The sequence below is a fragment of the Flindersiella endophytica genome, from assembly GCF_054779015.1.
On the sequence record NZ_BAAGYY010000036.1, the window covers coordinates 166,377 to 190,161 of the forward strand.

23 protein-coding genes are annotated in these 23,785 nt (G+C 71.0%); 12 read left to right on the forward strand and 11 right to left on the reverse strand.

Annotated features, from left to right (window positions below):
- The first annotated feature begins 2 nt into the window (after positions 1-2).
- Positions 3-1,028 carry a LacI family DNA-binding transcriptional regulator gene (locus tag ACYVF6_RS39250; RefSeq protein WP_460529522.1) on the forward strand — a complete coding sequence of 342 codons (1,026 nt, stop codon included), beginning with the start codon at positions 3-5 and terminating at the stop codon, positions 1,026-1,028.
- Here ACYVF6_RS39250 and ACYVF6_RS39255 read toward each other — a convergent pair.
- Together ACYVF6_RS39255 and ACYVF6_RS39260 are read right to left on the reverse strand one after the other, a co-directional pair.
- Positions 973-1,953 (reverse strand): DUF2332 domain-containing protein, encoded by a 981-nt coding sequence (locus ACYVF6_RS39255; RefSeq protein ID WP_460529525.1) that lies wholly within the window; start codon positions 1,951-1,953, stop codon positions 973-975. The genes ACYVF6_RS39250 and ACYVF6_RS39255 overlap by 56 nt on opposite strands.
- A gap of 32 nt (positions 1,954-1,985) precedes the next feature.
- A complete protein-coding gene (locus tag ACYVF6_RS39260; RefSeq protein WP_460529528.1) occupies positions 1,986-3,686 on the reverse strand; it encodes a CocE/NonD family hydrolase in 1,701 nt (566 codons plus the stop codon).
- Between the two features lie 64 nt (positions 3,687-3,750).
- Between ACYVF6_RS39260 and ACYVF6_RS39265 the strand changes: the two genes are divergently transcribed.
- Entirely contained in the window at positions 3,751-5,217 is a 1,467-nt protein-coding gene (locus tag ACYVF6_RS39265) for an amidohydrolase (RefSeq protein ID WP_460529531.1), read from the forward strand.
- Between the two features lie 8 nt (positions 5,218-5,225).
- Here ACYVF6_RS39265 and ACYVF6_RS39270 read toward each other — a convergent pair whose 3' ends face one another.
- Positions 5,226-6,185, reverse strand: coding sequence for a class I SAM-dependent methyltransferase (locus tag ACYVF6_RS39270; protein WP_460529535.1), 960 nt, complete (start codon positions 6,183-6,185; stop codon positions 5,226-5,228).
- 118 nt (positions 6,186-6,303) lie between these two features.
- On the opposite strand from ACYVF6_RS39270, the gene ACYVF6_RS39275 reads away from it, so the two are divergent.
- The gene (locus ACYVF6_RS39275; protein WP_460529538.1) at positions 6,304-7,707 is read left to right on the forward strand and encodes a PAS domain-containing protein; all 1,404 of its coding nucleotides are present in this window, start codon (positions 6,304-6,306) and stop codon (positions 7,705-7,707) included.
- 30 nt (positions 7,708-7,737) lie between these two features.
- Here the strand turns inward: ACYVF6_RS39275 and ACYVF6_RS39280 are convergent, their stop codons facing one another.
- The gene (locus ACYVF6_RS39280) at positions 7,738-8,406 is read right to left on the reverse strand and encodes a response regulator (RefSeq protein WP_460529541.1); all 669 of its coding nucleotides are present in this window, start codon (positions 8,404-8,406) and stop codon (positions 7,738-7,740) included.
- A 35-nt stretch (positions 8,407-8,441) separates the two neighbouring features.
- A complete protein-coding gene (gene sthA / locus ACYVF6_RS39285) occupies positions 8,442-9,848 on the reverse strand; it encodes a Si-specific NAD(P)(+) transhydrogenase (RefSeq protein ID WP_460529545.1) in 1,407 nt (468 codons plus the stop codon).
- A gap of 115 nt (positions 9,849-9,963) precedes the next feature.
- On the opposite strand from sthA, the gene ACYVF6_RS39290 reads away from it, so the two are divergent.
- Both ACYVF6_RS39290 and ACYVF6_RS39295 read left to right on the forward strand, forming a co-directional pair.
- On the forward strand, positions 9,964-10,239 hold the full coding sequence (locus ACYVF6_RS39290) for a hypothetical protein (protein ID WP_460529548.1): 276 nt from the start codon (positions 9,964-9,966) through the stop codon (positions 10,237-10,239).
- A 2-nt stretch (positions 10,240-10,241) separates the two neighbouring features.
- Positions 10,242-10,508 (forward strand): DUF2277 domain-containing protein, encoded by a 267-nt coding sequence (locus ACYVF6_RS39295; RefSeq protein WP_460529551.1) that lies wholly within the window; start codon positions 10,242-10,244, stop codon positions 10,506-10,508.
- On the opposite strand, the gene ACYVF6_RS39300 is transcribed toward ACYVF6_RS39295, so the two are convergent.
- Both ACYVF6_RS39300 and ACYVF6_RS39305 read right to left on the reverse strand, forming a co-directional pair.
- The gene (locus ACYVF6_RS39300; RefSeq protein ID WP_460529554.1) at positions 10,405-11,604 is read right to left on the reverse strand and encodes an acyltransferase family protein; all 1,200 of its coding nucleotides are present in this window, start codon (positions 11,602-11,604) and stop codon (positions 10,405-10,407) included. The two genes, ACYVF6_RS39295 and ACYVF6_RS39300, sit on opposite strands and share 104 nt — an antisense overlap.
- On the reverse strand, positions 11,601-12,542 hold the full coding sequence (locus tag ACYVF6_RS39305; protein WP_460529557.1) for an alpha/beta hydrolase: 942 nt from the start codon (positions 12,540-12,542) through the stop codon (positions 11,601-11,603). The genes ACYVF6_RS39300 and ACYVF6_RS39305 overlap by 4 nt, the downstream gene beginning before the upstream one ends.
- Positions 12,543-12,759: 217 nt before the next feature.
- Between ACYVF6_RS39305 and ACYVF6_RS39310 the strand changes: the two genes are divergently transcribed.
- The 4 genes from ACYVF6_RS39310 to lspA are packed head-to-tail and all read left to right on the forward strand — an operon-like array spanning position 12,760 to position 15,943.
- Positions 12,760-13,527, forward strand: a complete 768-nt coding sequence (locus ACYVF6_RS39310) for an SDR family NAD(P)-dependent oxidoreductase (protein ID WP_460529560.1) — start codon at positions 12,760-12,762, stop codon at positions 13,525-13,527.
- A 22-nt stretch (positions 13,528-13,549) separates the two neighbouring features.
- Positions 13,550-14,542 (forward strand): sugar phosphate isomerase/epimerase family protein, encoded by a 993-nt coding sequence (locus tag ACYVF6_RS39315; RefSeq protein ID WP_460529563.1) that lies wholly within the window; start codon positions 13,550-13,552, stop codon positions 14,540-14,542.
- A complete protein-coding gene (locus ACYVF6_RS39320) occupies positions 14,539-15,366 on the forward strand; it encodes an SDR family NAD(P)-dependent oxidoreductase (RefSeq protein ID WP_460529566.1) in 828 nt (275 codons plus the stop codon). Before ACYVF6_RS39315 ends, ACYVF6_RS39320 begins: the two co-directional genes overlap by 4 nt.
- 58 nt (positions 15,367-15,424) lie before the next feature.
- Positions 15,425-15,943: a signal peptidase II gene (lspA, locus tag ACYVF6_RS39325; RefSeq protein WP_460529569.1), complete on the forward strand. Its 519-nt coding sequence runs from the start codon at positions 15,425-15,427 to the stop codon at positions 15,941-15,943.
- Here the strand turns inward: lspA and treZ are convergent.
- Both treZ and treY read right to left on the reverse strand, forming a co-directional pair.
- On the reverse strand, positions 15,940-17,664 hold the full coding sequence (gene treZ / locus ACYVF6_RS39330; protein WP_460529572.1) for a malto-oligosyltrehalose trehalohydrolase: 1,725 nt from the start codon (positions 17,662-17,664) through the stop codon (positions 15,940-15,942). The two genes, lspA and treZ, sit on opposite strands and share 4 nt — an antisense overlap.
- A gap of 20 nt (positions 17,665-17,684) precedes the next feature.
- A complete protein-coding gene (treY, locus tag ACYVF6_RS39335; RefSeq protein WP_460529575.1) occupies positions 17,685-19,955 on the reverse strand; it encodes a malto-oligosyltrehalose synthase in 2,271 nt (756 codons plus the stop codon).
- Positions 19,956-20,039: 84 nt separating this feature from the next.
- Between treY and ACYVF6_RS39340 the strand changes: the two genes are divergently transcribed.
- Entirely contained in the window at positions 20,040-20,618 is a 579-nt protein-coding gene (locus ACYVF6_RS39340) for a maleylpyruvate isomerase N-terminal domain-containing protein (RefSeq protein WP_460529578.1), read from the forward strand.
- Positions 20,619-20,630: 12 nt separating this feature from the next.
- On the opposite strand, the gene ACYVF6_RS39345 is transcribed toward ACYVF6_RS39340, so the two are convergent.
- Complete coding sequence (locus ACYVF6_RS39345; protein WP_460529581.1) at positions 20,631-20,984, reverse strand: RNHCP domain-containing protein; 354 nt, start codon at positions 20,982-20,984, stop codon at positions 20,631-20,633.
- Positions 20,985-21,113: 129 nt separating this feature from the next.
- Here ACYVF6_RS39345 and ACYVF6_RS39350 point away from each other — a divergent pair, with 129 nt between their 5' ends.
- Positions 21,114-22,325 carry a low temperature requirement protein A gene (locus ACYVF6_RS39350; RefSeq protein ID WP_460529584.1) on the forward strand — a complete coding sequence of 404 codons (1,212 nt, stop codon included), beginning with the start codon at positions 21,114-21,116 and terminating at the stop codon, positions 22,323-22,325.
- Here the strand turns inward: ACYVF6_RS39350 and ACYVF6_RS39355 are convergent.
- On the reverse strand, positions 22,307-22,768 hold the full coding sequence (locus tag ACYVF6_RS39355) for a GyrI-like domain-containing protein (RefSeq protein WP_460529587.1): 462 nt from the start codon (positions 22,766-22,768) through the stop codon (positions 22,307-22,309). The two genes, ACYVF6_RS39350 and ACYVF6_RS39355, sit on opposite strands and share 19 nt — an antisense overlap.
- Positions 22,769-22,810: 42 nt before the next feature.
- Between ACYVF6_RS39355 and ACYVF6_RS39360 the strand changes: the two genes are divergently transcribed.
- Positions 22,811-23,785, forward strand: coding sequence for a glycerophosphodiester phosphodiesterase family protein (locus ACYVF6_RS39360; protein WP_460529590.1), 975 nt, complete (start codon positions 22,811-22,813; stop codon positions 23,783-23,785).

Sequence of the window (23,785 nt, forward strand, 5' to 3'; positions counted from 1 at the left end):
CGATGGCCGCGCCGACGATCTACGACATCGCGCGAGAGGCGGGCGTCAGCGTCGCGACCGTGTCGAGGGTGCTGAACACACCGGGACGCGTCGCGCCGGCGACCCGCCGGAAGGTCCTGCACGTGATCGACCTGCGCGGCTTCGTACCGAAGGCCGACGCGGTGAGCCGTGCCAGGCGAGGCGTCGGGCGTTTCGGTGTGCTCGGACCGTTCTCCACGCACGAGGCTGCGCGGCGCCGGCTGAGCGGGATCCTCCGGGCGGCGGCGCCCGACGTGGAGGTCGTCGTCTACGACCAGGAGTCCGCCGCCGCCAGCGCCGATCCGCTGCTCGCGACGCTCCCGGCCACCGGGCACCTCGACGGCCTGGTCGTGCTGAGCCTACCCCTCGAGCCGGCGACTGCTGCCCGGCTACGGGAACGCGGCTGCCCGACGGTCCTGCTCGACACCGAGGCCGGCGAGCTGCCGTCCGTCGTGGTCGACGACGAGGCCGGCGGCCGGCTGGTCGCCAGGCACCTCGCCGAGCTCGGGCATCGCCGGCCGGCGTTCCTCGGCGAGGCGCAACGCTTGGCCGGCCGTGACTCACCGGCCCACCGTCGGCTGACCGGTTTCCGGACGGGCCTGGCCGATCACGACCTGGAGCTGCCGGAAACCGCCGTACACGAGGCGGCACCACGCGGCCGGCAGGCAGTCGCGGAGGCGATCGCGTTGCTGAGTTCACCGGATCGTCCGACCGCGGTCTTCGCCAGTGACGACCTGCTGGCCGCCGCCGTGCTCCGGGCGGCAGCCGGGCTCGGCATCCGCGTGCCCGACGAGCTTTCGGTCGTGGGCTTCGACGACGGCGACCTGGCCGAGACGATCGGGCTGACGACCGTACGCCAGCCACTGGAGGCGTCCGGGGCGCTCGCGGTCCGGCAGTTGCGAGGCCTCCTCGCCGGCGACGACGAGGTAGGCCGTACGGTCCTGCGGGTGCGGCTCACCCAGCGATCGACGACCGGTCCGGCCGGGTCGGTTGCGGGCCGAACCAGCTGAGTCCCTGCCCGTGTGCCCTGGCCCAGGCCAGCGGCGTGCCGTCGAGCGCGACGACGTTGTGGAACCCGCTGCCGTCGGGCAGGTCAGGCAACGTGTCGTACCCCATCACGTCCGGCCCCTCGACCGAGATCCAGTGCCCTGGCAGCCCGCGTACGAGGTCGGCAAACGCCGTCCGCTGTGGCTCCGGCATCTGGTACAGCACCGAGGTGTGGAAGACGACCAGCGTCGCGCCCTCGGGCGCCTTCGCCGCCAGCTCCGGCAGGGCGCTGACCGCGTCACCGCGTACGAGCAGCGGGGGATCGGCAGCGGCGACCGCGCTCGCGGCACGCAGCCGGTCGCGCCGGTGGGTGTGCTCCGGCCAGATCAGCGCGTCCAGCCAGGCGACGTCGTCGGGCTTGGTCACGTCCAGCGGGTTGAGGTCGAGCCCGGCCCGCCAGACGACCTCGGGCAGGCGGTCCGGCACCCGCTCGAGACCGGTCGCCTCGCATTCCAGGACCGGCTCACCCGAGCCGACCTGCTGGTCGCCGTAGCGGTAGGCGTACCGGTCGGGGTAGAGGTTCAGCCCTGCCGAGGCGCCGACCTCGACCAGCGCGAGCGGTCCCGGCAGGCTCGCCAGCACCGGCAGCAGGACAGCGCACCGCCCTGGCTCGTTGGTCTGGGTGGCCCGGACCCGCATCTCGGCCTGGACCGCCGGCCAGTAGGCCAGCACATAGTCGTGGAACGCCGCCGGGTCGTCGACCGGCCCGCCGAGCAACCGGACGACGCCGAACAGCAGGTTCGGCTGCCGCTTGGGCGGCGGCAGCGTGTCCAGCAACGCGAGCAGGTCGGCGTCCTCCGACACCGCGAGCGACAGGCGCTCATAGGTCGGCGAGATGCCGCGGGTTTCCCGGATGCCGAACTCGGCGTAGTTCTCGGCTGTCGTCATGCCGACATGATCGCCTCCCTGGGAGTCGAGGGCTACGGGAGGACCGGCAGATCGAGCCAGGAGGCCTCGCCCAGCCCTAGGGTGAACGTCTCGTCCGGCGGCCCGTAGCGCTCGAAACAGGACGCGTCGTGCCCGGCGACGGCGACGCGGACGCGGTGGCCGGCGGGCAGCAGCGCGGCCACCGGCAGCAGTTCGACCGCGAGCTCGAGGTCCGCTCCGGGCATGACCTCGCGGCCGTCGGACCGGGCGAAGCTCTTCGGCACTTCGAGACCTGCCCCGCGGTGGACGAACCGCAGGCAGCCCTCGGTCACGTAGATGACCTCACCGGATGGAGCGACGGCCTCGAGGTAGGCGTAGACGGCGCCGTCCGGCCCCGAGGTGGCCAGCCGCAGTGTGAGCACCGGGGCACCGACCAGGTGGACGTCCGCGTCCAGCGGCTCCGAGGTGAACGCCAACAGCGCTTCATCCGCTTCCTTGCGGCCTGGGTAGGTGGCGCCTTCGGACAGGTCGACCGCGAGCCAGCGGTTGGTGGCACCCGTCGATGCCGCCGGGTCGACGACCTGCCGTACGGTCGCCGCCGCGGCGGGCTCCGGCGCGAGCGCGCCGCCGGGGTTCAGGTGCCAGCGCCGGACAGCCGTTCCCGGCGGAGGCCACTCTTCGACGGTCTGCCACAGATCGGTCCCGAGCGTGCCGAACGTCAACGCCCGCCTGCCGTCGGGCGGCTCGGCACGCTCCACATACCTACTGAAGAACTCCACCAGGCGGCGATCCTGAGCCTCGGGCAGCAGCCGGTCTCCAGCCAGCGCGCCGTTCGGTAGCAGGGTGTCGGCGAACGTCCGGCCGCCATGCCCCCAAGGGCCGATCTCGACCTCCTGCTGGTTGGTGAACGTCGCGAACCGCCGCACCGCTCCGGCGGCGAACGCGCCGTCCAGCCAACCCGCGCGGATCAGCATCGGAACCCCGGTCGCCTGGATCGCTTCCTGGTGCGCGGCCGGCGTCGTGGCGAGCCAGTCGAGCCCGGGCAGGCTGTCGTCGCGGAACGGAGCCCGTCGCATCAGCGGCAGCATGTCGACGTTGCCCTGGTGCTCGGCGATCGCGGCCGCGAGCAGCGCGGCGCCCTCCGGTCCGTCGACCGGCTTGACGAGGTCGGGCTTGGCTCCCGGCGGCTGCTCGGCGATGCCGTCCAGTCGCCGGCTCCCGAGCATCCAGCCGGCGAACCGGCCCGAGGTGGCGCAGCCGCCCGGATAGAACAGCTCGCGGTACGGGTCGAGCGGGCTGAACAGCGCGGCCAGCGCCATCACGTGCGGATTGCCCAGGGCGGCGACCAGTTCGGCGGCCTGCCCTTCGTACGAGGTTCCGAAGACGCCGACGCGACCGTTGGACCAGTCGTGGGCTGCGGCCCAGTCGATGACCTCGCCGTAGTCGGCGATCTCGCGGGGGCTCAGCTCCATCGCGCGCGTCCCGAACGACGCGCCGGTTCCGCGCGCGTCGGAGAGGATCAGCGCGAACCCGGCGTCGGTCCACAGCCGGCCGAGCTCGTGGTTGCTGTCCGCTTCCGGCTCTGGGCCGGCTGCTGCCTTGGCGCGGTGGTAGCGAGTGCCGCGAAACGCGATGCCGACACGCTCGCCGCGGGCGATCCGTTGGACCGGCAACCAGACGTCGACGGCCAGCCGGGTGCCGTCGCTCATCGGTACGTAAACGGACTGCAACAGCCGCTTGGGGTCGATCGTCACGAGGACCGACTCTGCCAACGCGATCGGTCGTTCCGCAAAGGGTTTCACGGCCTATCGTTGCGGCGTGGGCGGAATCGTGCTGGGCAACGCGCGGCTCGTCGGTGGTGGCGCGGAGCCGGTTGATCTGGTGGTCGAAGCCGGCCGGATCAGCGCGATCGCGCTCGCCGGGCGAGGCGACGGCGACCAGGTAGAGCTGGACGGCCGCTACGTCCAGGCGGGCCTGTGGGATCACCACGTGCACTTCACCCAGTACGCCCTGGCCCGGTCCCGGATCGACCTGTCTCGGGTCGAGTCCGCGGCCGAAGCCGCGCGGGTGGTCGGGCGGGCGGTCTCGGAACGGCAGCCCGCGGCCGGCACCCGGGTCGCGGGCTTCGGCTTCCGCGACGGGCTGTGGCCGGACCAGCCCCACAAAGCGCTGCTGGACTCCGTCGTACCCGGCCTGCCGGTGGCGCTGGCCGGTGGAGACCTGCACTGCGTCTGGCTGAACTCCGCCGGGCTGGCGGTGATCGGAGCGGCCGGCCACCCGACCGGTGTGTTGCGGGAGGATGCCGTGTTCCCCGTCCTGCGAGAGTTCCAGGCACTGCCTGGCGAGGAGGTGGACGCGCTCGTGCTGGCGGCCGCGGCGGACCTGGCCGCGCGCGGCGTGGTGGGCATCGTGGAGCTGGAGACCCAGCGCAATCCCGAGGTGTGGGGCCGGCGCGCGGAGTCGGGCCGGCTGCCGCTGCGGGTCGAGTGCGGCGTCTACGCCGAGGACCTGGAGTGGGCGATCGGCCGGGGCCTGCGAACCGGCGATGCCCTGACCGCGTCTCCGCTGCTGCGGATGGGGCCGCTGAAGGTGCTCACCGACGGATCGCTCAACACCCGCACGGCCTACTGCGACCACGCCTATCCGGGCATCGACGAGTCCTCGGCGGAGCAGCACGGCCTGCTGGTCGTACCGCGGGAGGACCTGGTGCGGTTGATCCGGCGGGCCAGTGAGCACGGCATCGTCCCGGCCATCCACGCGATCGGCGATCGCGCGAACAGCCTGGTGCTGGACGCGTCCGCGGAGGTTGGCTGCCGTGGGCGGATCGAGCACGCCCAGCTGCTGCGGAACGAGGACTTCGAACGGTTCGCACTGCTCGGCGTGGACGCCAGCGTGCAGCCCTACCACGCGGTCGACGACCGGGACGTCGCCGAGGTGCACTGGGCCGGCCGGACCGGACGCGCCTACGCGTACGGCGACCTGTGGCGTGCGGGTGCCCGGCTGCGGTTCGGATCGGACGCGCCCGTCGCGCCGCCGGACCCGTGGCTGACGATCCAGGCGGCGGTCGCGCGTACGGTCGACGAGCGCGAGCCCTGGCATCCGGAGCAACGCCTGCCGGTCGAGGCCGCCCTGGCGGCGTCGACGCCCCACGGTGCGCTGCCACGCGTGGGGGAGCCGGCGGACCTGGTCGTGCTCGAACGAGATCCGCTGGCCGTCCCGGTGAACGAGCTGGGCGCGATGCCGGTCCACGCCACCATGACGGCCGGGGAGTGGACGACCAGCTGAGGCCGGGGTCACTCCGGACTTCGGCCGGGACCCGGATCGAGCTGCTTCTGGCCACCACGCCTCCGACCGCCGACCGCCCGCTTCGCGGCTGGGGAGAGCGCCGTGAACACCGACACGAACGAGTAGTAGAAGTCGCCCTCGCCGATCGTCTTCTGGTCGGCCATCCGCAGGCCGGCGGTCGTGGCCCGCCGGATGACCTCGTACGGATCGACGGGATTGGTCCGCAGCGCCACGACCAGGTTGCGGTCGATGGTCACCTTGTAGAGCGGCTTGTCGCGGGTGTAGCCGGGGTTGATGTCCGCGATGATCAGCGTCCCCTTCGGCGCGAGCAGCCGGGCGATGGCGTCGAAGTCCGGCAGCGCGGGCATCGACGAGAGCACCACCGACAGGATGATCACGTCGAAGCCGCCGGCGGGCAGCTCGAGGATCGCGTTGTTGAGGTCGTCGACGATGATCTCGAGATTGTCGCCGAGCGGGCAGCCCTCGAGGTTCTGCCGCAGCTCGCTGGCCATCGCGGGGCTGATGTCGACGTAGGTCCAGGAGATCGCGTCGTCGTTGAAGAAGTGGACGGCGATCATCTTGCCGGTGCCACCGCCGAGGTCGAGCACGCGAAGGCGGGACCGCTGCGAGCGGACCGCCTGGATCTGCGCGAGCGCGGCGAGCTGGGTCAGCCCCAGGTTTCCGGAGCTTCGCAGGTCGTAGTTGCGGGCGATCTTCTGGTAGAAGTCGCGGGCCTGGGTGACGCGGTACTCCCGGTCGACGGGCGCGTTGTCGTGCGGGCGGTTCCGCCCGTCGGACGACCAGATCGGCTTCACCGGCCTGATGGCGGCCGGCGCGCCGAGGCTCGGCGGCCACAGCGTGATCGGCCGTCCCTGCCGGAGTGCGACGACCACCACGCCGGCGCCGAACAGTCCCAGCAACGCGAGTACGACAGGTGCCTCCGCGCCGAACAACCTCAGCAGTGCCATCAGGTCCATGGTCGTCCCCCTGCAATTCCGATTTCGTTTCAGCATGCGGGGGGCTCTATCCCACGGATAAGGTTGAGTGTCCCTGTTTCGCGGTGAGTCTTCACGTGTCGGATGTCCCATGACAACCCGGATAGCTGACCCGGCGATGCCGTTGTTGCTGGTCGGCGACCTGTTTCCGATCCACCCGGATCGCGATGTGCTGGCCGAGTTCGGCTTCGACGTCTTCCGCGTCACCGACAAACGGTCCTTTGCTGGCGCGCTGGACGAAATGTCGTTCGGCCTGGCGATTGTCGGACATACCGGAGAAGCGGGCGGCCCGGACGCCTGTCGCGCGATCCGGTCACATCCCCGGCATTCCGGCATCTACGTCCTGATGGTGCTGGAGAGCCCTCTTGGCGAGCAGATCGGTAGCGCGTTCCGGGCCGGTGCCGACGACTTCGTGACCCGCGCGCTCGGCTTGCCGGGGCTCGAAGCCCGCCTGACCGCCGGCGTACGCAACGCGCGGCTGTTGCAGAGCGAGGCCCGGCTGCGGGCACTGATCGCCAACGTGCCGGGCGCGATCTACCGTTGCGCCAACGACGCGGCGTGGACTATGAACCTGATCAGCGACGAGATCCAGCGCATCTCCGGCTATCCCGCCGAGGAGTTCGTCGACAGCAGGGTTCGTACGTTCACCAGCATCATCCACCCCGACGACCGCGGGCAGGTCGAGCGTGGCGTCCGGGCGGCGACGGCGGAGAGCCGGCAGTTCGTGCTGGAGTACCGCATCGTACGCAAGGACGGGACGATCGCCTGGGTGCTGGAACGCGGCCAGCAGGTTCTGGACGGCACTGGGCAGGCCTGGCTGGAGGGCGTGATCTTCGATGTCAGCGACCGCAGGCAGGCCGACGAGCAGCTGCGGGAGTCGGAGCGCCGGCTGGCGGTCGCCCAGGACCGCGAGCGGATCGCGAGGGCGTTGCACGACGGCGTGATCCAGGTGCTGTTCGGCGTCGGCACACTGCTGCGCAACGCCGACGTGGAGCCCGGGCAGAGCGAGGCGGCCCGCAGCTGCCTGGCCACGAGCATCGACCGGATCGACTCGGTGATCAAGGACCTTCGCGGCTACGTCATGGAGCTGCGGCCCGGCCTGCTCGCCGACCGCCAGTTGCACGACGCGCTCGCGATGGTGACCGCGGAGTTCGAGGCGGAGAGCGGCATCGTCGTCGCCATCGACATCGACGCGGCGGCGGCCGCTCAGCTGACGCCGTACGCCGAGGACGTCCTGCTGATGGTCCGTGAAGCGTTGTCCAACGTGCGCCGTCATGCCGGCGCCAGCACCTGCCGGGTAAGCCTCAAACCGGCCGCCGGCGGCGTGACGTTGCTGGAGATCGACGACGACGGCCACGGCTTCGACCCGGCCCAGCCGAACCAGCGCGGGCAGGGGCTGCGTAACCTCGCCGAGCGAGCCGAACACGTCGGCGGCCGGCTGAACATCGTCAGCGGACCGAACGGAACCATGCTCCAGGCCCGGCTGCAGCCGTGAGCAGGCCAGGGGCGGCTCACGTGAGGACTGCTAGAGCTGGCCGGAGCTCCGGCGAACGAAATACGCGGCGGCCTGCGCCCGCCCGGACAGGCCGAGCTTTCCGAGGATGCTCGACACGTAGTTGCGTACGGTCTTCTCGCGCAGGTTGAGCTGCGAGCCGATCTGTTTGTTGGTGAGGCCTTCGGCCATCAGCGCGAGGATCCGGTCCTGCTGCGGGGTCAGGTCGGCGGCCCGTGCTCCTTGCGCGCCCGGCTCGCCGTGGGCCGGCGGGCGGCCGGCGGTCGCCCAGGCCGACAGCGCGCTCGCGAGCTCCGGGTCGATCAGGCTGCCGCCGTTGCGCAGGACGCCGATGGCCGTGACCAGCGCGTCGCCCCTCACCCGTTTGAGGACGTAGCCCGACGCGCCCGCGAGGATCGAGGAGAAGCGGGCCTCCTGGTCGTCGGACGCGGTGAGCATCAGCACCTTGATCTCCGGATGCTGGGCGCGGATCTCCCGGGTCGCCTCGATGCCGCTGCTGGTGCCGAGGTCGACGTCCATCACGACGATCTCGGGACGGAACTCGCCGGCCGCCGCGACCGCGGTCTCCTCCGACTCGGCTTCGGCGACCACCTCGATGCCGGGCTGTGCGTCGAGCAGCGCACGAAGGCCCTGCCGCACGACTTCGTGATCGTCGACCAGCATGACTCGTACTGGCGCCACACCGTCATCCTGGCACAACGACCTGCGGGTTTCGGTCACGTGAGGAAACGCTGGACCGCCCGCATCTTGTTCATCGCGTCGAGCGAGGCGACCTTGTACGACTCGGCCAGCGTCGGATAGTTGAAGACGGTGTCGACGAGGTAGTCGATCGTGCCGCCGCAGCCCATCACGGTCTGGCCGATGTGGACGAGCTCGGTGGCGCCGGTGCCGAACACGTGCACGCCGAGCAGCGTGCGGTCCTCCGCGTGCACCAGCAGCTTGAGCATGCCGTAGGAGTCGCCGAGGATCGCGCCGCGCGCCAGCTCGCGGTAGCGGGAGATACCGACCTCGAACGGCACGTTGCCCTCGGTCAGCTCCTCCTCGGTGCGCCCGACGTAGCTGATCTCCGGGATGGTGTAGATGCCGATCGGCTGCAGCGCGCCGAGCTCACCGACGACCGGCTCGTCGCACGCGTGGTAGGCCGCCCGCCGGCCCTGTTCCATCGACGTCGCCGCGAGCGCGGGGAAGCCGATCACGTCGCCGACGGCGTAGATGTGCGGCACCGGCGTGCGGTAGAACTCGTCGACCGTGATCCGGCCGCGGGAGTCGGCTTCCAGCCCGGCGTTGGTGAGCTCGAGCGAGTCGGTGACGCCCTGCCGCCCGGCGGAGTACATCACCGTGTCGGCAGGGATCCGTTTGCCGCTCTCGAGCACGGTCAGCGTGGCGCCGTTCTGCCGCTCGACCCGAGCGACCGTCTCGCGGAACCGGAACGTCACGGCGAGGTCGCGCAGCTGGTACTTCAGCGCCTCCACGATCTCCAGGTCGCAGAAGTCCAGCATCCGCTCGCGGCGCTCGACGACGGTGACCTTGGCGCCCAGCGCGGCGAACATCGAGGCGTACTCGATGCCGATCACACCGGCACCGACGACGACCATCGAGTCCGGAATCGCTTCCATGTCGAGGATCTGGTCGGAGTCGACGATGCTCTTGCCGTCGAACGCGACCGAGTCGGGCCGGGCCGGCCGGGTGCCGACCGCGATCACGATCCGCTCCGCGGTCACCTTGCGCTCGCTGCCTTCCGCGGAGATCACACCGACCGTGTGCGGATCGAGGAAGCGACCCTGGCCGAGCAGCATCTCGACGTGGTTGCGGCCGAGCTGGCTGCGGATCACGTCGATCTCGCGGCTGATCACGTGCTGGGTGCGCGCGGACAGGTCCGAGACCGTGATGTCTTCCTTGAGGCGGTACGAGTGACCGTAGAGCTCGCGCTGGTTGAGCCCGGTGAGGTAGAGGATCGCCTCCCGGAGGGTCTTGGACGGGATGGTTCCGGTGTTGATGCAGACCCCGCCGACCATGTGGCGTTTCTCGACCACGGCGGTGCGCCGGCCGAGCTTGGCACCGGCGATGGCGGCCTTCTGGCCGCCCGGCCCGGACCCGATGACGAGCAGATCGTAGTCGTACATGCGACTCCCGATGAGGTGATGGTCTCCTCGCGCCCCCTCTTAGGAAAGCAGAGCATCGGATGGAAGCAAAGCGGCGTCCGGGGCAAATCGCGCCTGGATTACGATGGCCGACGCGATGAACAACCCCTTGAACGACCTGACCGTCGGCGAGCTGATCGAGCTCCTCGAGTGTTACCCCGACGACGCAGTGGTCCGGATCGCCCACGACAGCGGGCTCGCCCGCAGCGCCGAACGCATCGTCAACATCGCGGTGCTGAAGGGCGGTCCGCGCAAGCTCTACAACTGGACCGACGAGTCGGACGTCGTCTGGATCGCCACCACGCGGGTGGACCGGACGGCCGAGGACACGCACGCGCCGGTGCAGGCTTGGGACCACAAGTACAGTCTTTGAACATGTGCCGGAACATCACTACTCTCCGCGGCCTCGAGCCGGCGGCCACGCCGGAAGAGATCCAGGCGGCAGCGCTCCAGTACGTCCGCAAGGTCACCGGTGTGGGTGCGATCAGCGCCTCCACCCGCGAGCCGATCGAGCGCGCCACCGCCGAGATCGCCAAGATCACCGCGGCGCTGCTGGAGGAGATGCCGGACCGGCGAGTGCCTCCGAAGTCTGTGCCACCACTGCGCCGGCCCGAGGTCCGCGCGCGGCTCGGGTTGGGCTGACCTCGCTGCCGCGTTCCCAGCGATGGAACGCGGCCCGGCACATCAGCAGGGCGACGCCGAACACCGGCAGCCAGGCCAGCCGGGCGAGCACCCACGGCACGCTGTCGGGCGGCGTGTGCAGGCCCGGCAGCGGTCGTCTGGCGAGCAGGCCGGCCGCCGTCACCGCCAGCATCGCGGTCTGGTGCCAGAGGAACACCGTCATCGCCGACAGGTTGAGCAGCGCGACGGCGGCCCAGGCGCGTGGCCGGGTCAGCGCCCGGCGGAGCGGGCCGAGGAGCAACAGCGCGCCGCCGCACTGCGCCAGCCCGAACGTCACCGCCACCAGCGTCGGTGGGTTCAGGTTCGAGACCGGCGCGCCAGGCACACCGACCATCGTCGTGGGGTAGCCGGCCAGCCAGACCAGCGCCGCGGTCGCTGCCGCGCCGCCGAGTAGAAGCGTCCAGCCGGCCTTTCGGCTCCGCAGCTTGCCGCGGGCCCAGGCCGCGCCGAGGCAGAACGGCACCAGCCAGCCGGCCGCCACGTTCACCCAGCCGAGCTCGGCCGGCCCGCCGAGGCCGAACCGGACCACGTCGACGAGCGCGACCACGAGCGCCGGCCAGACCGGGTGCAGCCGGCCGACCAGGGGAGTGGCCGCCGTCAACCCCGTGAAGACGAGCAGGAACCACAGCGGTGACAACACCAGCTTGACCAGCGCTCGTACGGTCGGGACGCCCGCGCCGCCCAGGAGCAGCGCTGTGGCGAGCACCGTCCACACCAGCAGCAGGACAAGGACCGGGAGGAACAGCCGGCGGGTCCGGGCGGTGAACCACTCGAGATACGTGGCGCCTCTTGCACAGGCCGAGGCGTAGCTTCGTACGCTCAGCAGGCCGCCGACGAAGAAGAACACGGCGAGCGTCTGCAGCAGCCACGAGACCGGCGCCAGCCGCGGCAGGTAGCCGAGCGGGCTGGCGTTGTGCACCGTCCCGCTGTCGACCGTGATCGCGGTGACCAGCCAGTGCCCGAGCACGACGCCGAGGATCGCCAGCCCGCGCAGGGCGTCGATCGCCCGGTCCCGGTCCGGAGGGGTGGCGGCGTCGATCCGGTTCACGAGGCTCACGCGGCACCACCGCCCGCGAGGATCCGGGCGATGGTGCGCAGCGCTGTCGAGCCGGGCCGAAGGTAGTCGCTGTGGCCGCCGTCGCCCGCCGCGAACGTGTGCGCGCCGAATGCCGGGGACATCGGGTCGGCCCCGAAGCCGAGGGTGGTGACCGCCAACGGGATGCTGCCGTGCGGCACGCGGGCGATCCAGTCGCTGGTGCCGCGGCCGGCCCAGACGGTCGCGGTCGTACGCAGCTCGGAGGCGTGGTCGTAGCCTGTGCCCGGGCTGCCCGTCAGGACGACGTTGGCGAGCGGCAGACCCGCGGCCGCCCGCGCGCAGACGACCGTGCCGTACGAGTGACCGACCAGTGAGATCTCGGCGGCCGGCACGGCGTGCGCCAGCGTCTCGACGAACCGGCGAAGCGCCGGTGCGGCTCGGTCGGCGGCGTCGACGGTGAGCAGCTCGGGGCTGACCGTCCCGGGCGTCCGGTAGCCGAGCCAGGCGATCACAGCGGATCCGCTGCCAAGCCGGCGTTGCAACGCGACCGCTCCCGCCCGGAACCTCGCGTACGTGTCGAGGCTCGTGTCGGCGCCGGGGACCAGCACGGCGATCCGTCTCGCCGAGGCGAGGTCGCCGACCACCTCGGCCGTGCGCCCACCGTCGCGGCCGTCGAACGTCAGGACCTGGCGGGTCGGGCCGGCCAGCGTCCGCAGCGTGCGGACTCGGGCCTGGTCACCGTGCTCGGCGGCCGTCTGCTCGGCGGCCAGGATCTCCTGGCGCGTGGTGGCGTACCGGCCGGCCAGCGTTGCCGGAGTCGCCTCGTGGATCGGGGCGACCGCGGCCGCGGCCGGCACGGGAGCCGGAACGCCTGAGGCGTTGGCCGTTCCCGAGATCGGCACGACAACCGACGTGGCGACGAGCATGGTGAGCAAGGTGCGGCGCAGGCGTGACTTCATGGCGCAGAAGCTAGGAAGCGGACGCCGTCGCCGGCATGCCGCTGGAGTGCTCACTTCGTACGTAGCTCTGCGGTACTACGGGTATGACGGGGCCCGAAGTCGAGACGGCCAGATCGGCCAAAGGCTGACCGGCGGCGGACGTGAGCCGGAGACTTGGAGCCGCCGCGGGTATCGTCGCAAACTGTAACGGACAGTCACAGTTTGCGGAGAGTATGCGATGGCTTTGGACCTGTTCCGGCTCGATGACCGGGTCGCACTGGTCACGGGTGGCACCAAAGGGCTTGGGCTCGTGATGGCCGAGGCGCTGGCCGATGCAGGCGCCGACGTCGTGGTGACCGGACGTCAGCAGGAGACGGCGGCCGCGGCCGCCGCGGGCATCGCCGAGCGAACCGGCCGCCGAGCCGAGGGGATCGCGGCCGACGTGACCGACCGGGAGCAGGTCGTCGCGATGACCGACCAGGTGATCGAAGGCTTCGGCCGGATCGACATCCTCGTCAACAACGCGGGCGTCAACATCCGCAAGCCCATCGAGGAGTTCGACGAGGAGAGCTGGGACCTCGTGCAGAACACCAACCTCAAGGGACCCTATCTCTGTGCCCAGGCGGTCGGGCCGCACCTTAAGAAACAGCGCTCCGGCCGTGTCATCAACCTCTCCTCGATGCTCGGCATGACCGCACTCCCCGGCCGGACCGCCTACTGCTCGTCGAAGGCCGGCGTCATCGAGCTCACCAAGGTGCTGGCCCTGGAGTGGGCGCCGTACAACATCACGGTCAACGCACTGTGCCCGGGACCGCACGCCACCGAGATGAACCTGCCGGTGATCAACGACCCCGAGGCCAGCCAGTGGTTCACCGACCGCATACCGCTCGGTCGCTGGGGCGACCCGAAGGAGCTCGGCGGCGCGGCCGTGTTCCTCGCCTCCGACGCGTCCAGCTTCATGACGGGCGCCTCGCTCGTCATCGACGGCGGCTGGACCGCGCAGTAGTCACACCCTGAAGGAGTCGCCGATGCGCTTCGGCCTGACCGCATCCGGTTCGAGCTACAGCATGGGCTTCGACCGGGGGTCACCTCGCGACAAGATCACACCCGTCGAGCTGATGGAACGTGCCCGGGCCGCGGGCTTGGAGGGCGTGGAGGTGCCGGCCGCGCTGGTCAGCGACGCCGACGTTCCGAAGGTCGTGGACTACGCCGCCCGGCACGGCATGTTCGTCAACCTGGCCACCGGCGGGTACGACGCGGCCAAGCTCACCGACATGGTCGCGTTGGCCGGCCGGCTCGGCGCCAAGCTGGTGCGCACAGTCGTCGGAGGCGCCAAGTACGGCGGAGACCGGCGTCCGCTGGCCGGACGGTGGCAGGAGTTCCTCACCGAGATCCTGGACGGCTTCCGGCCCGCGGTCGCCGCGGCCGAGCGGGCCGGGATCGTGCTCGCGGTCGAGAACCACCAGGACTTGGCGTCGGAGGACCTGCTGTGGCTGTGCGAGCAACTCGGCACCGAGCACTTCGGCATCACGTTCGACATGGCCAACCCGCTGGCGACGGCGGAGGAGCCGATCGACTTCACCAACCGCGTCGCACCGTTCGTCCGAAACGCCCACCTGAAGGACTACTGGATCTACCTCAGCGACGTGGGCTACCGGCTGGTGCGCTGCCCGCTCGGCAGCGGAGTCATCGACTTCCAGGCCATGCTCGCGATCCTCGGCAAGCACTGCCCGGACCTCACGTTGTCGGTCGAGGTCGGGGCGCTCGAGGCGCGGCACGTCCGCGTGTTCGCACCGGACTTCTGGCCGGACTATCCCCGGCGTTCGGCAGCGCAGCTCGCCGGAACGCTCGGGTTCGTGCACGCCAACGCCCGGGTCGGCGGCGACTGGCGGACGCCGTGGGAACGCGACGAGCCGGTCGAGTCGATCATCGCCTACGAGGAGGAGCAGCTGGCCGAGAGCCTGGCGAACCTCCACGCCATCCGGGCGCTCCGCGAAGCACGAAGGGACGCGACACCATGACAGCTGGGGGACTCGAAGGCGGACTCGCGGGGGGACCAGCCGGAGCCTCGTTCGACCTGTCCGGCAAGACCGCGCTGGTGACGGGGTCGAGCCGCGGCCTCGGCCGGCACTACGCGATCCGGCTGGCGCAGTGCGGCGCGGACGTCATCGTCCATGACGTCGACAAGTCCGCGGCCGCGGCGTTCGGCGAGGCACCGTCCGGAGATGCGGTCGCGGACGAGATCCGCGCGCTCGGCCGGCGCTCGGGCTTCGTCGTCGGCGACCTGACCGACCCCGCGGCCGCCGAGTCGGTCGTCCAGCAGGCCGTGGAGCAGCTCGGCCACGTGGACCTGCTGGTCAACAACGCCGGCGGTGACATGGGCGCGCGTACGCCGCGGCCCGAGCCCAACAACGGGCTCGACATCAGCGCAGAGGACATCGAGTCGGTCGTGCAGCGCAACCTGCTCACGACGATGTACATGTGCAAGTACGCCGGATCGCACATGCGCGAGCGCAACACCGGCAGGATCGTCAACGTGGGCTCGATCGCGGGCCACGTCGCGGCTCGGGCCGGCATCATCTACGCCTCGGCCAAGGCCGCGATCGCGCACTACACGCGGTGCCTGGCCGAGGAACTTCGGCCGTACGACGTGAACGTCAACTGCCTGGCGCCCGCGCCGACCTACAGCGGGCGGTTCCTGGCGACGCGCGACGTACCGGACGAGAGCGAGAAGTCGCGGCTGCAGCGGATCGCCCAGCCCGACGACATGGCCGAGCTCGTGCTGTTCCTGGTGAGCCCGCAGGCGGCCTACCTGACCGGAGAGACCATAGTCTGCTGGCGATGACGGCAAGCCGCCGGCGATGTGCGGCCGGCGCGAATCTGCTGGCGATACCCTTCCACCGATGAAGCTGCCGTCGCTGTTCCGCTGGGTGTTGCTGCTCGCTGCTGTCGTCGTGGTCGTGGACCAGGCGACCAAGTGGTGGGCGGTTTCCGCGCTGACCGACGCCGAGCCGGTCCAGGTGATCGGCGAGCTGATCCGGCTGCGGCTGCTGTACAACCCGGGCGCCGCGTTCTCGATCGGCACCGGCTTCACCTGGGTGTTCGCGATCTTCGCCGGAGTCGCCGTGCTCGCGATCGCGTACGTCGCGCGGCGAGTGCGGTCGCGGGCGTGGACGGTGGCGCTCGGGCTGCTGCTCGGTGGCGCGTTCACGCATCTGCTGGACCGGCTGTTCCGGCAGCCGGGGTTCGCCCGTGGGCACGTGGTGGACTTCATCGACTACGCCGGCTTCTTCGTCGGCAACGTCGCCGACATCGCGCTGGTCGCCGGCATGGCGCTGACGCTGCTGCTGAGCCTGCGCGGAGTCCGGCTTGCGCCGGAACCCGAGGAGAAGCCGAAAGAGCCGCAGGACGACGCCGCCTAGGCGAGCGCGACGATCGCGAACGACTCGGGCGGCAACGTGAGCGTCGAGCCGCTCCTGCGTACCCCGCGCGAGCCGTAGACGACCTTGGCGACCGGCGCGCCCAGCTTCTTGCGTGCCTGCTGATCGCCGAGGTTGCACGCGACCCGCAGCCGCCCGCGGTGCAGCACGATCGTGCGGGCGGACTCTTCGACCTCGACCCGGAATCCCGGCAGCCGGGGATCGCTCAGCTCGGAGTACTCCCTCCGCAGCGCGATCAGCCGCCGGTACACCCCGAACAGCCCGGCATGCGGCTCCCGGACCGGCTCCGTCCAGTCGAGCTTGGAGCGCTCGAACGTCGCCACGTCCATCGGGTCGGGTACGTCGCCGTCCCACCCGTGGTTCGCGAACTCCTCCCGCCGTCCCGTGCGTACCTTCTCGGCCAGCTTCGCGTCCGGGAACGACGCGAAGAACTGCCACGGCGTGCCGGCACCCCACTCCTCGCCCATGAACAGCATCGGCGTGTACGGCGAGCACAGCACGAGCGCCGCGCCACACGCCAGCAGCCCGGGCGACAGCGAGGCGCTCAGCCGGTCGCCGCTCGCCCGGTTGCCGATCTGGTCGTGGTTCTGCAGGTACGCCAGGAACCGGTGCGCCGGGATCCGCTCCGTGTCGACCGGCCGGCCGTGCCCGCGGCCGCGGAACGCCGACCAGCCGCCGTCGTGCCGGAACACCTGCTCGAACGTGCGGGCGAACGTCGGCAGGTCGCCGAAGTCGACGTAGTAGCCCTGCCGTTCGCCGGTCAGGGTCGCGTGCAGGCAGTGGTGCAGGTCGTCGTCCCACTGCGCGTGCAGGCCGTATCCACCGGCTTCGCGCGCGGTCACCACCCGCGCGTCGTTGAGGTCGGACTCCGCGACCAGGCTGAGCGGCCGGCCGACGTGAGCCGCGAGGGCGTCCGCCTCGACCGCGAGATCCTCCAGCAAGTGGGTCGCCCGGTGGTCGACGAGCGCGTGTACGGCGTCCAGCCGCAGCCCGTCGATGTGGAAGTCGCGCAGCCAGGACAGCGCGTTGTCGAGGACGTAACGGCGGACCTCGTCCGACCCGGCCCCGTCGAGGTTGAGCGACGGGCCCCAGACACCCGTGCCCGCGAAGTACGGCCCGAACCGGTCGAGCAGCGCGCCCGGGCCGAGGTGGTTGTAGACGACGTCGAGCAGCACGGCGAGGCCGCGCCGGTGACATGCGTCGACCAGCCGCTTCAGCCCGTCGGGACCGCCGTAGGCCTCGTGGGTGGCGTACCACAGCACGCCGTCGTAGCCCCAGCCGTGCGGGCCGTCGAACGCGTTGACGGGCAGCAGTTCGATCGCGTCGACGCCGAGGTCGACCAGGTGGTCGAGCCGTTCTGCGACAGCGTCGAAGGTGCCCGCGGGAGTGAACGTGCCGACGTGCAGCTCGTAGATCACACTGCCCGGCAGCGCCCGGCCGGTCCAGGCCTGGTCGGTCCAGTCGAACGTCGTGTGGTCGTAGACCTGCGAAGGGGCCCGGATGCCGCGCGGCTGCCGCCGGGACCGCGGGTCGGGCAGCAGCCGGCGGGCGCTGTCGAGGCGGAAGGCGTAGTCGGTTCCCGGCCCGGCGGCAGGTACGTCGACATGCCACCAGCCGCGTTCGCCGCGCTCCATCGGATGGTCGGCACGACCGGCCCGCAGCTCTACCTGCTCGCGTTCCGGCGCCCACACCGAGAACTCCATGCGCCCTCTCCGTCCGGTCGTCAGCTGCGATGGAGCAGCGCGACCGGATACGTGGCCAGCAGCCTGGACAGCGCGGGCGCCTGCTCCTCGACGGCATACCCGGTGAGCAGGTCGGTCCACCTGCGCGGCCCGGCCGGAAGCGGAAGCACGGTGTCCGAGTAGCCCGCTGCCCAGCCGCCGCGCGCCGCCAGCCCGACCGGCAACCGGGTCACCACGGCGACCAGCTCGCTCGCCCGGCCGCGGCTGAACGCGAACGCATGGTCGGCTAGCGGCCCTTGCGCTTCCAGCGGCCGGTAGCCGGTGAAGCACTCGGGCCGGTCGCGGCGCAACCGCAGCGTGCGGCTGACCACGAGCAGCTTGGCGGCGCCGGACGCGTCGAGCCCGGGTTGCTTGCCGCCGTCGAGCTCGGCGAGCAGCCGTCGCCTGGCCTCGAAGTCGACCGGCCGCCGGTTGTCGGGGTCGACCAGCGAGCCGTCCCACAGCTCGGTGCCCTGATAGACGTCGGGTACCCCGGGCCCTGCCAGGTGCACGAGCTTCTGGCCGAGTGCGTTCGACCAGCCAGGCGGTGTGATCCGCTCGGCGAACGCGGCGACCCCGGCGCTCAGGACCGGGTCGGCCAGGACCGCCGCTGACCAGTGCTCGACGGCTGCGTCGAACTCCGCGTCGGGATCCGTCCAGGACGTGGCGAGCTTCGCCTCCTTGGCGGCCTTCAGCAGATAGTCACGCAGCCGTGCGGTGGTCAACGGCCAGGCACCCACCAGGGTCTGCCAGGCCAGCTGCTCCAGGCTGGGTTCGGGCAGCGGCAGCCGCGCGTGCCAGCGTTCGACCGCGGCGGAGAAGTCGCCGGGGAGCTCGCTCAGCACGGCCAGCCGGGCGCGAACGTCCTCGCCGCGTTTGGTGTCGTGCGTGGACAGCGTCGTCATCGTCACGGGCCAGCCGGCGGCCCGGGCGGCGGCGCGTTGGTGCACCTCGGCGGGCGTGGCACCGAACCGGCCCGGGTCGCCGCCGACCTCGTTCAGAGCGGTGAACCGGTTGTAGCGGTAGAACGCGGTGTCCTCGACTCCCTTGGCCATCACCATGCCCGAGGTCTGCTGGACGCGGGTGGCCAGCTCGCCGGCGGGGTCGGCCAGCATGGCCGCCGCGATCGCGTGCAGCTCCGTCACGAGTTCGGGCCGTGCCGCCTCGGCCGACTCGACGGCCTGGTCGAGCGCCCAGCGGTGCTCGGGCAGGTAGCTCCGGTAGACGGGAAACGCCGCGAGCAGCTCGACCACGGCGTCCTCGACCCGCTCGGGGGGATGGTCCGCCACGAGGCGGGCGATCCGGCGTACCTCGGCGACCAGGATCCGCCGGCCGACCATCCGGCGGCAGTCACGTTCGACCGCGTCGAGCCCGACGTCACCGGGTTCACCCGCCGGATCGACGAACAGGCCGCAGACCTCGCGAAGTGCGTCGTACCCTGTCGTGCCGTCGACGGGCCAGGACGCCGGCAGCTGCTCGCCGACGCCGAGGATCTTCTCCACGACGAGCCACGCCTCCGGAGCGGCTTCGCGCAGGCGGCGCAGGTAGCCGCCCGGATCCGCGAGCCCGTCCGGGTGGTCGACCCGCAGTCCGGTTACGTCGCCGGCCCCGACCCAGCGCAGCACCTCACGATGTGTCGCGTCGAAGACCTCCGGGTCCTCGACCCGGACGGCGGCCAGCGTGGTGATGTCGAAGAACCGGCGGTACGTCAACTCGCGGTTGCCGAGTCGCCAGGAGACCAGGCGGTAGTGCTGGCGTTCGTGCACCTGTTGCGGCGTGCCGTCCGCGGTGCCGGGCGCCAGTGGGAACCGGTGCTCGTGATACCGCAGCTCGCCGTCCTCGACCGTCAGGCCGTCCAGTCCGTCGTCGCCGAGTACGGGGATCAGCAGCGGCCCGCGGCTCCAGTCGATGTCGAAGTAGTTGGAGTAACGCGACTCGTGTCCGTTCGCGAGTACGTCGGCCCAGAAAGTGTTCGCCGCCGCGTCGGCCACACCCATATGGTTGGGCACGATGTCGACCACCAGACCGAGGCCGCGCTCGCGCAGCCTGCGGGCCAGCCGCTGCCGGCCGTCCTCGCCGCCGAGCATCTCCGACGCCCGGGTCGGATCGACCACGTCGTAGCCGTGGGTCGAGCCGGGGGAGGCCTGCAGCAGTGGCGATGCGTAGACCGCCCCGGCACCGAGATCTGCGAGGTAGCCGGCCAGGTCGGCGGCGGCGTCGAAGCCGAGGTTCGGCCCGAACTGCAGGCGGTAGGTCGAGGTCGGCGAGATCACGAAGCGCCCATACCCAGGAAGATCGTGTGCATGTCGATGAACAGAGTCCCAGTCAGTGCGGATGATGTCGATACCGTTGTCCGGTTGTCGATCTCGGCGTTGTCACAGCCGCTGCCGGAGGGCGCGGACTGGAACGCCAAGGCGAGCTCGCTGGAATGGACCTGCTGGGAGACGGTCGAGCACCTGGCCGACGACCTGTTCTCCTACGCCGCCCAACTCGGCCCGCGGCCGGCGCCGCAGGAACGCGAGGTGCGGTTCGCCTGGGCCCGTAAGTACCCAGGCGGACCCGCGAACGCGATCAACGCCGACCCGGAGGCCGGACCAACCGGGCTGTTGCAGGTGCTGGACGCCTGCGGCGCGTTGCTGACGGCGATGGTGCGGACCACACCGGCGGACGTGCGCGCCCACCACGTCTACGGCCTGTCCGACGCGGAGGGCTTCGCGGCGATGGGTGTGGTGGAGACGCTTGTGCACACGCACGATGCGGCAACAGGGCTCGGGCTCGCCTGGAACCCGCCGGCCGGGCTGTGCGACCGGGTGCTGGCCCGGCTGTTCCGCGACGTACCCGCGGACGCCGACCGGTGGCAGGCGCTGCTGTGGGCGACCGGACGGGCGGAGCTGCCCGGCCGGCCGCGGCTGACCACCTGGCGTTGGTACGGCTGACCGCTGCCTGGCTCAGGAGGCGGCCTCGTCGCCCATGGCCTGGAACGGCGTCGGCGGCATGGTGAGCGGCAACGCGGCGAGCCGCATCAGCAGCCAGGAGTTGTCGTCACCGGCGGTCTTGTTGAGCCGGAGCCGGCCGCAGTCGACGCAGCGGTGGACGAGCACCCAGCGCCCGTTGCCGCGAACGGTCACCGCGATCGGCTCCATGCCGCCGGTGCACTTGCTGCCGCGGTCGCCGGGCGCGTTGCGATCCAGGTGTCTGGACCACAGGCAGGCGGGGCAGTGGTTGCGATGAGTCGTGCCCGGCGCGTCGAGCGAGACGGCTACGCCGCAGTGACCGCAGGGAAACGAGCGAGAGAAAGCCAAATCGAACCTTTCGGGGTGAGTGCACCTACACGGGGAAACATCGGTCCGCCTCCTTTCGCTCGCTGACAAAGTCGATGAGTTAGCAGATCACAGCGCGGGCAGGGCGGCAAACGATTTAGTCTCTGATCCATGTCAGATGCAGCGTCGCGCAGGGGCACAGAGAACGTCGTGCCCGACATCCCGTTGATCCGTCCGGCGGGCCGTGAGCGGCGCGCGACGTTCTTCGAGCTGTTCTTCGATCTCGTCTACGTCTTCGCCGTGACACAGCTGTCGCACCACCTGATCGCGAGCCAGCTGAGCTGGCAGTCGGCGATCGAGACGACGTTCATGCTGATCGCGGTCTACTGGGCGTGGAACTACACGACCTGGATGGCCAACTGGTTCGACCCCGACACCGTGCCCGTACGCCTGGTCCTGGTCTTCGTCATGCTGGCCAGCCTGCTGATGGCGGTGGCGATTCCCGAGGGCTTCGGCGAACGGGCGCTGCTGTTCGCGAGCGCGTACGTCGGCCTGCAGGTCGTCCGGAACGCGTTCGTCGTCGCCGTCACGCCGCGCGGGCTGTTCAACCACAACTTCCGCCAGATCCTGGCGTGGAGCGTCCTGTCCGCACCGCTGTGGATCGTCGGCGGTCTGGTCGACGACCTGCGCTGGCCGCTGTGGGTGCTGGCGCTCGGGCTCGACCTGGTCGCGCCGTTCGCGAGGTACTGGCTGCCTCGCCTCGGCCGCACGGAGATGAGCCAGTGGCAGATCTCCGGAGACCACTTCGCCGAACGGTTCCAGCTGTTCGTGATCATCGCGCTCGGCGAGAGCATCGTGTTGACCGGCGTCACGGCGTCGGCGACCGAGCTCGACACTCCGGTGGTGATCGCCCTCTGCCTGGCGTTCCTGGCCTCGACGGCGCTGTGGTGGCTGTACTTCAGCGGAACGGCGCGGGTCCTGGCCGAGCGGATCGCCGGCAGCGGGCTCGAGGAGGCAGGGCTGCTGGGCCGCGACGTCTACACGTACCTGCACGTGCCGGTCGTCGCCGGCATCGTGATGGCCGCCGTCGGTGACGAGCTGGTGCTCGCGCATCCCGGCGAGCCGCTCGGCCTGCGTGGGGCGCTGGTCACCCTGGGCGGACCTGCTCTCTACCTGCTCGGGCTGGTCGCGTGCAGAGCGCGGGTGCGCGGCGGCGTGGCCGCGCCCTACGTCGTGACCGCCCTGGTGCTGCTCGCCGGCGTGCCCGTGGCGGCACGCGTGGCCGGGCTGGCCGGCCTGGCGTTCGTCGTGCTCGTGCTGGTGGCGCTGGCCGGAGTCGAGCACGTCCAGCGCGGGCGGCCGGTTCAGGCCAGCAGCCAGTAGACCTCGGTCTCGAACGCTTCGGGGTCTTCCGTCCAGTCGCCGTAGACCTCCCAGCGGGTGTGGGCGGGCGACAGTTCGTGGCCGTTTCCGGCGCACCACGCGACGACAGCGTCGTGTGCCGGGCCGATGCCCGCGGGGGAGCCGCGATGGACGGTGCGTGCGGCGCGGCCTGCGGGCGTCGTCGACGGCTCGACCCGGCCGGCGGGCTCGAAGCCGGCTTCGACCTGCACGCCGACCTCGACGTCGGCCTGGCCGTCGGCGCGGTCGGAGTAGACCATCACGTTGTGTCCGGCCTTGGCCGGACCGTCGTCGGAGCGCAGGAACGCCCAGACGTCGTCGAGCATCGGCTTCCACAGCGCGTGGAACTCGGTCAGGTCGACCGACGCCCGGACGACGGCCGTCGGCGTGGGCGCGGCCGTCGTGAGCGAGATCTCGTAACCCATAGGGCAGTGTAGGCGCGGAGGCACCCGGTAGAGTCCGCGCTCGTGTCGAGGGCCAAACGTCGCGCGTTGATCGCGCTCGGTGTCGTGGGTGGGCTCGTGTTGTTCGGCTGGCTCAACAACACGTCCCGGTTCGTCAAGTCGAGTGGGCCGCCGGAGCTGCTGGCGCATCGCGGGGTGGCGCAGACGTTCGACCTGGCCGGCGTCCGCAACGACACGTGCACGGCCGAGCGGATCCATCCGCCCGCGCAGCGCCACCTGGAGAACACGATCGACTCGATACGCGCCGCGTTCGACGCCGGCGCCGACATCGTCGAGTTCGACGTGCATCTCACCAAGGACGACCGGTTCGCCGTCTTCCACGACTGGGAGCTGGACTGCCGCACCAACGGCCGCGGCGTCACGCGTGACCACACGATGGACGAGCTGCGGAAGCTCGACATCGGCTACGGCTACACCGCCGACGGCGGGAAGACGTATCCGTTCCGGGGCAAGGGCATCGGGCTGATGCCGTCGCTGGACGAGGTGCTGGGAACGTTCCCGGACCGGCAGCTGCTGATCGACGTGAAGAGCAACGACGCGGCCGAGGGCCGGCTGCTGGCTGCCGCTCTGTCGCAGCTGCCGGAACGCCGGCTGGCCCGGCTCGCGGTCTACGGCGGCGACGAGCCGATCGCGGCGCTGCGGGAACAGCTGCCCTCCGTCCGCGTGATGTCGAAGGCGACGATGAAGTCCTGCCTGCTGCGGTACGAAGCGGTGGGCTGGACCGGCTGGGTGCCGTCGGAGTGTGAGAACACCGAACTGCACGTACCGGAGGGGTACGGCCGGTGGCTGTGGGGCTGGCCGAACCGTTTCGTGGAACGGATGGAGCAACACGGCACCCGCGTCGTGCTCGTGGGAGGCTCGGGCGAGTTCTCGGCCGGCTTCGACACCGCATCCGATCTCGCCCGCCTGCCGGACGGCTTCTCCGGCGTCGTGTGGACCAACCGGATCGACCAGGTGGCCGGGAAGCTGGAACCCTGA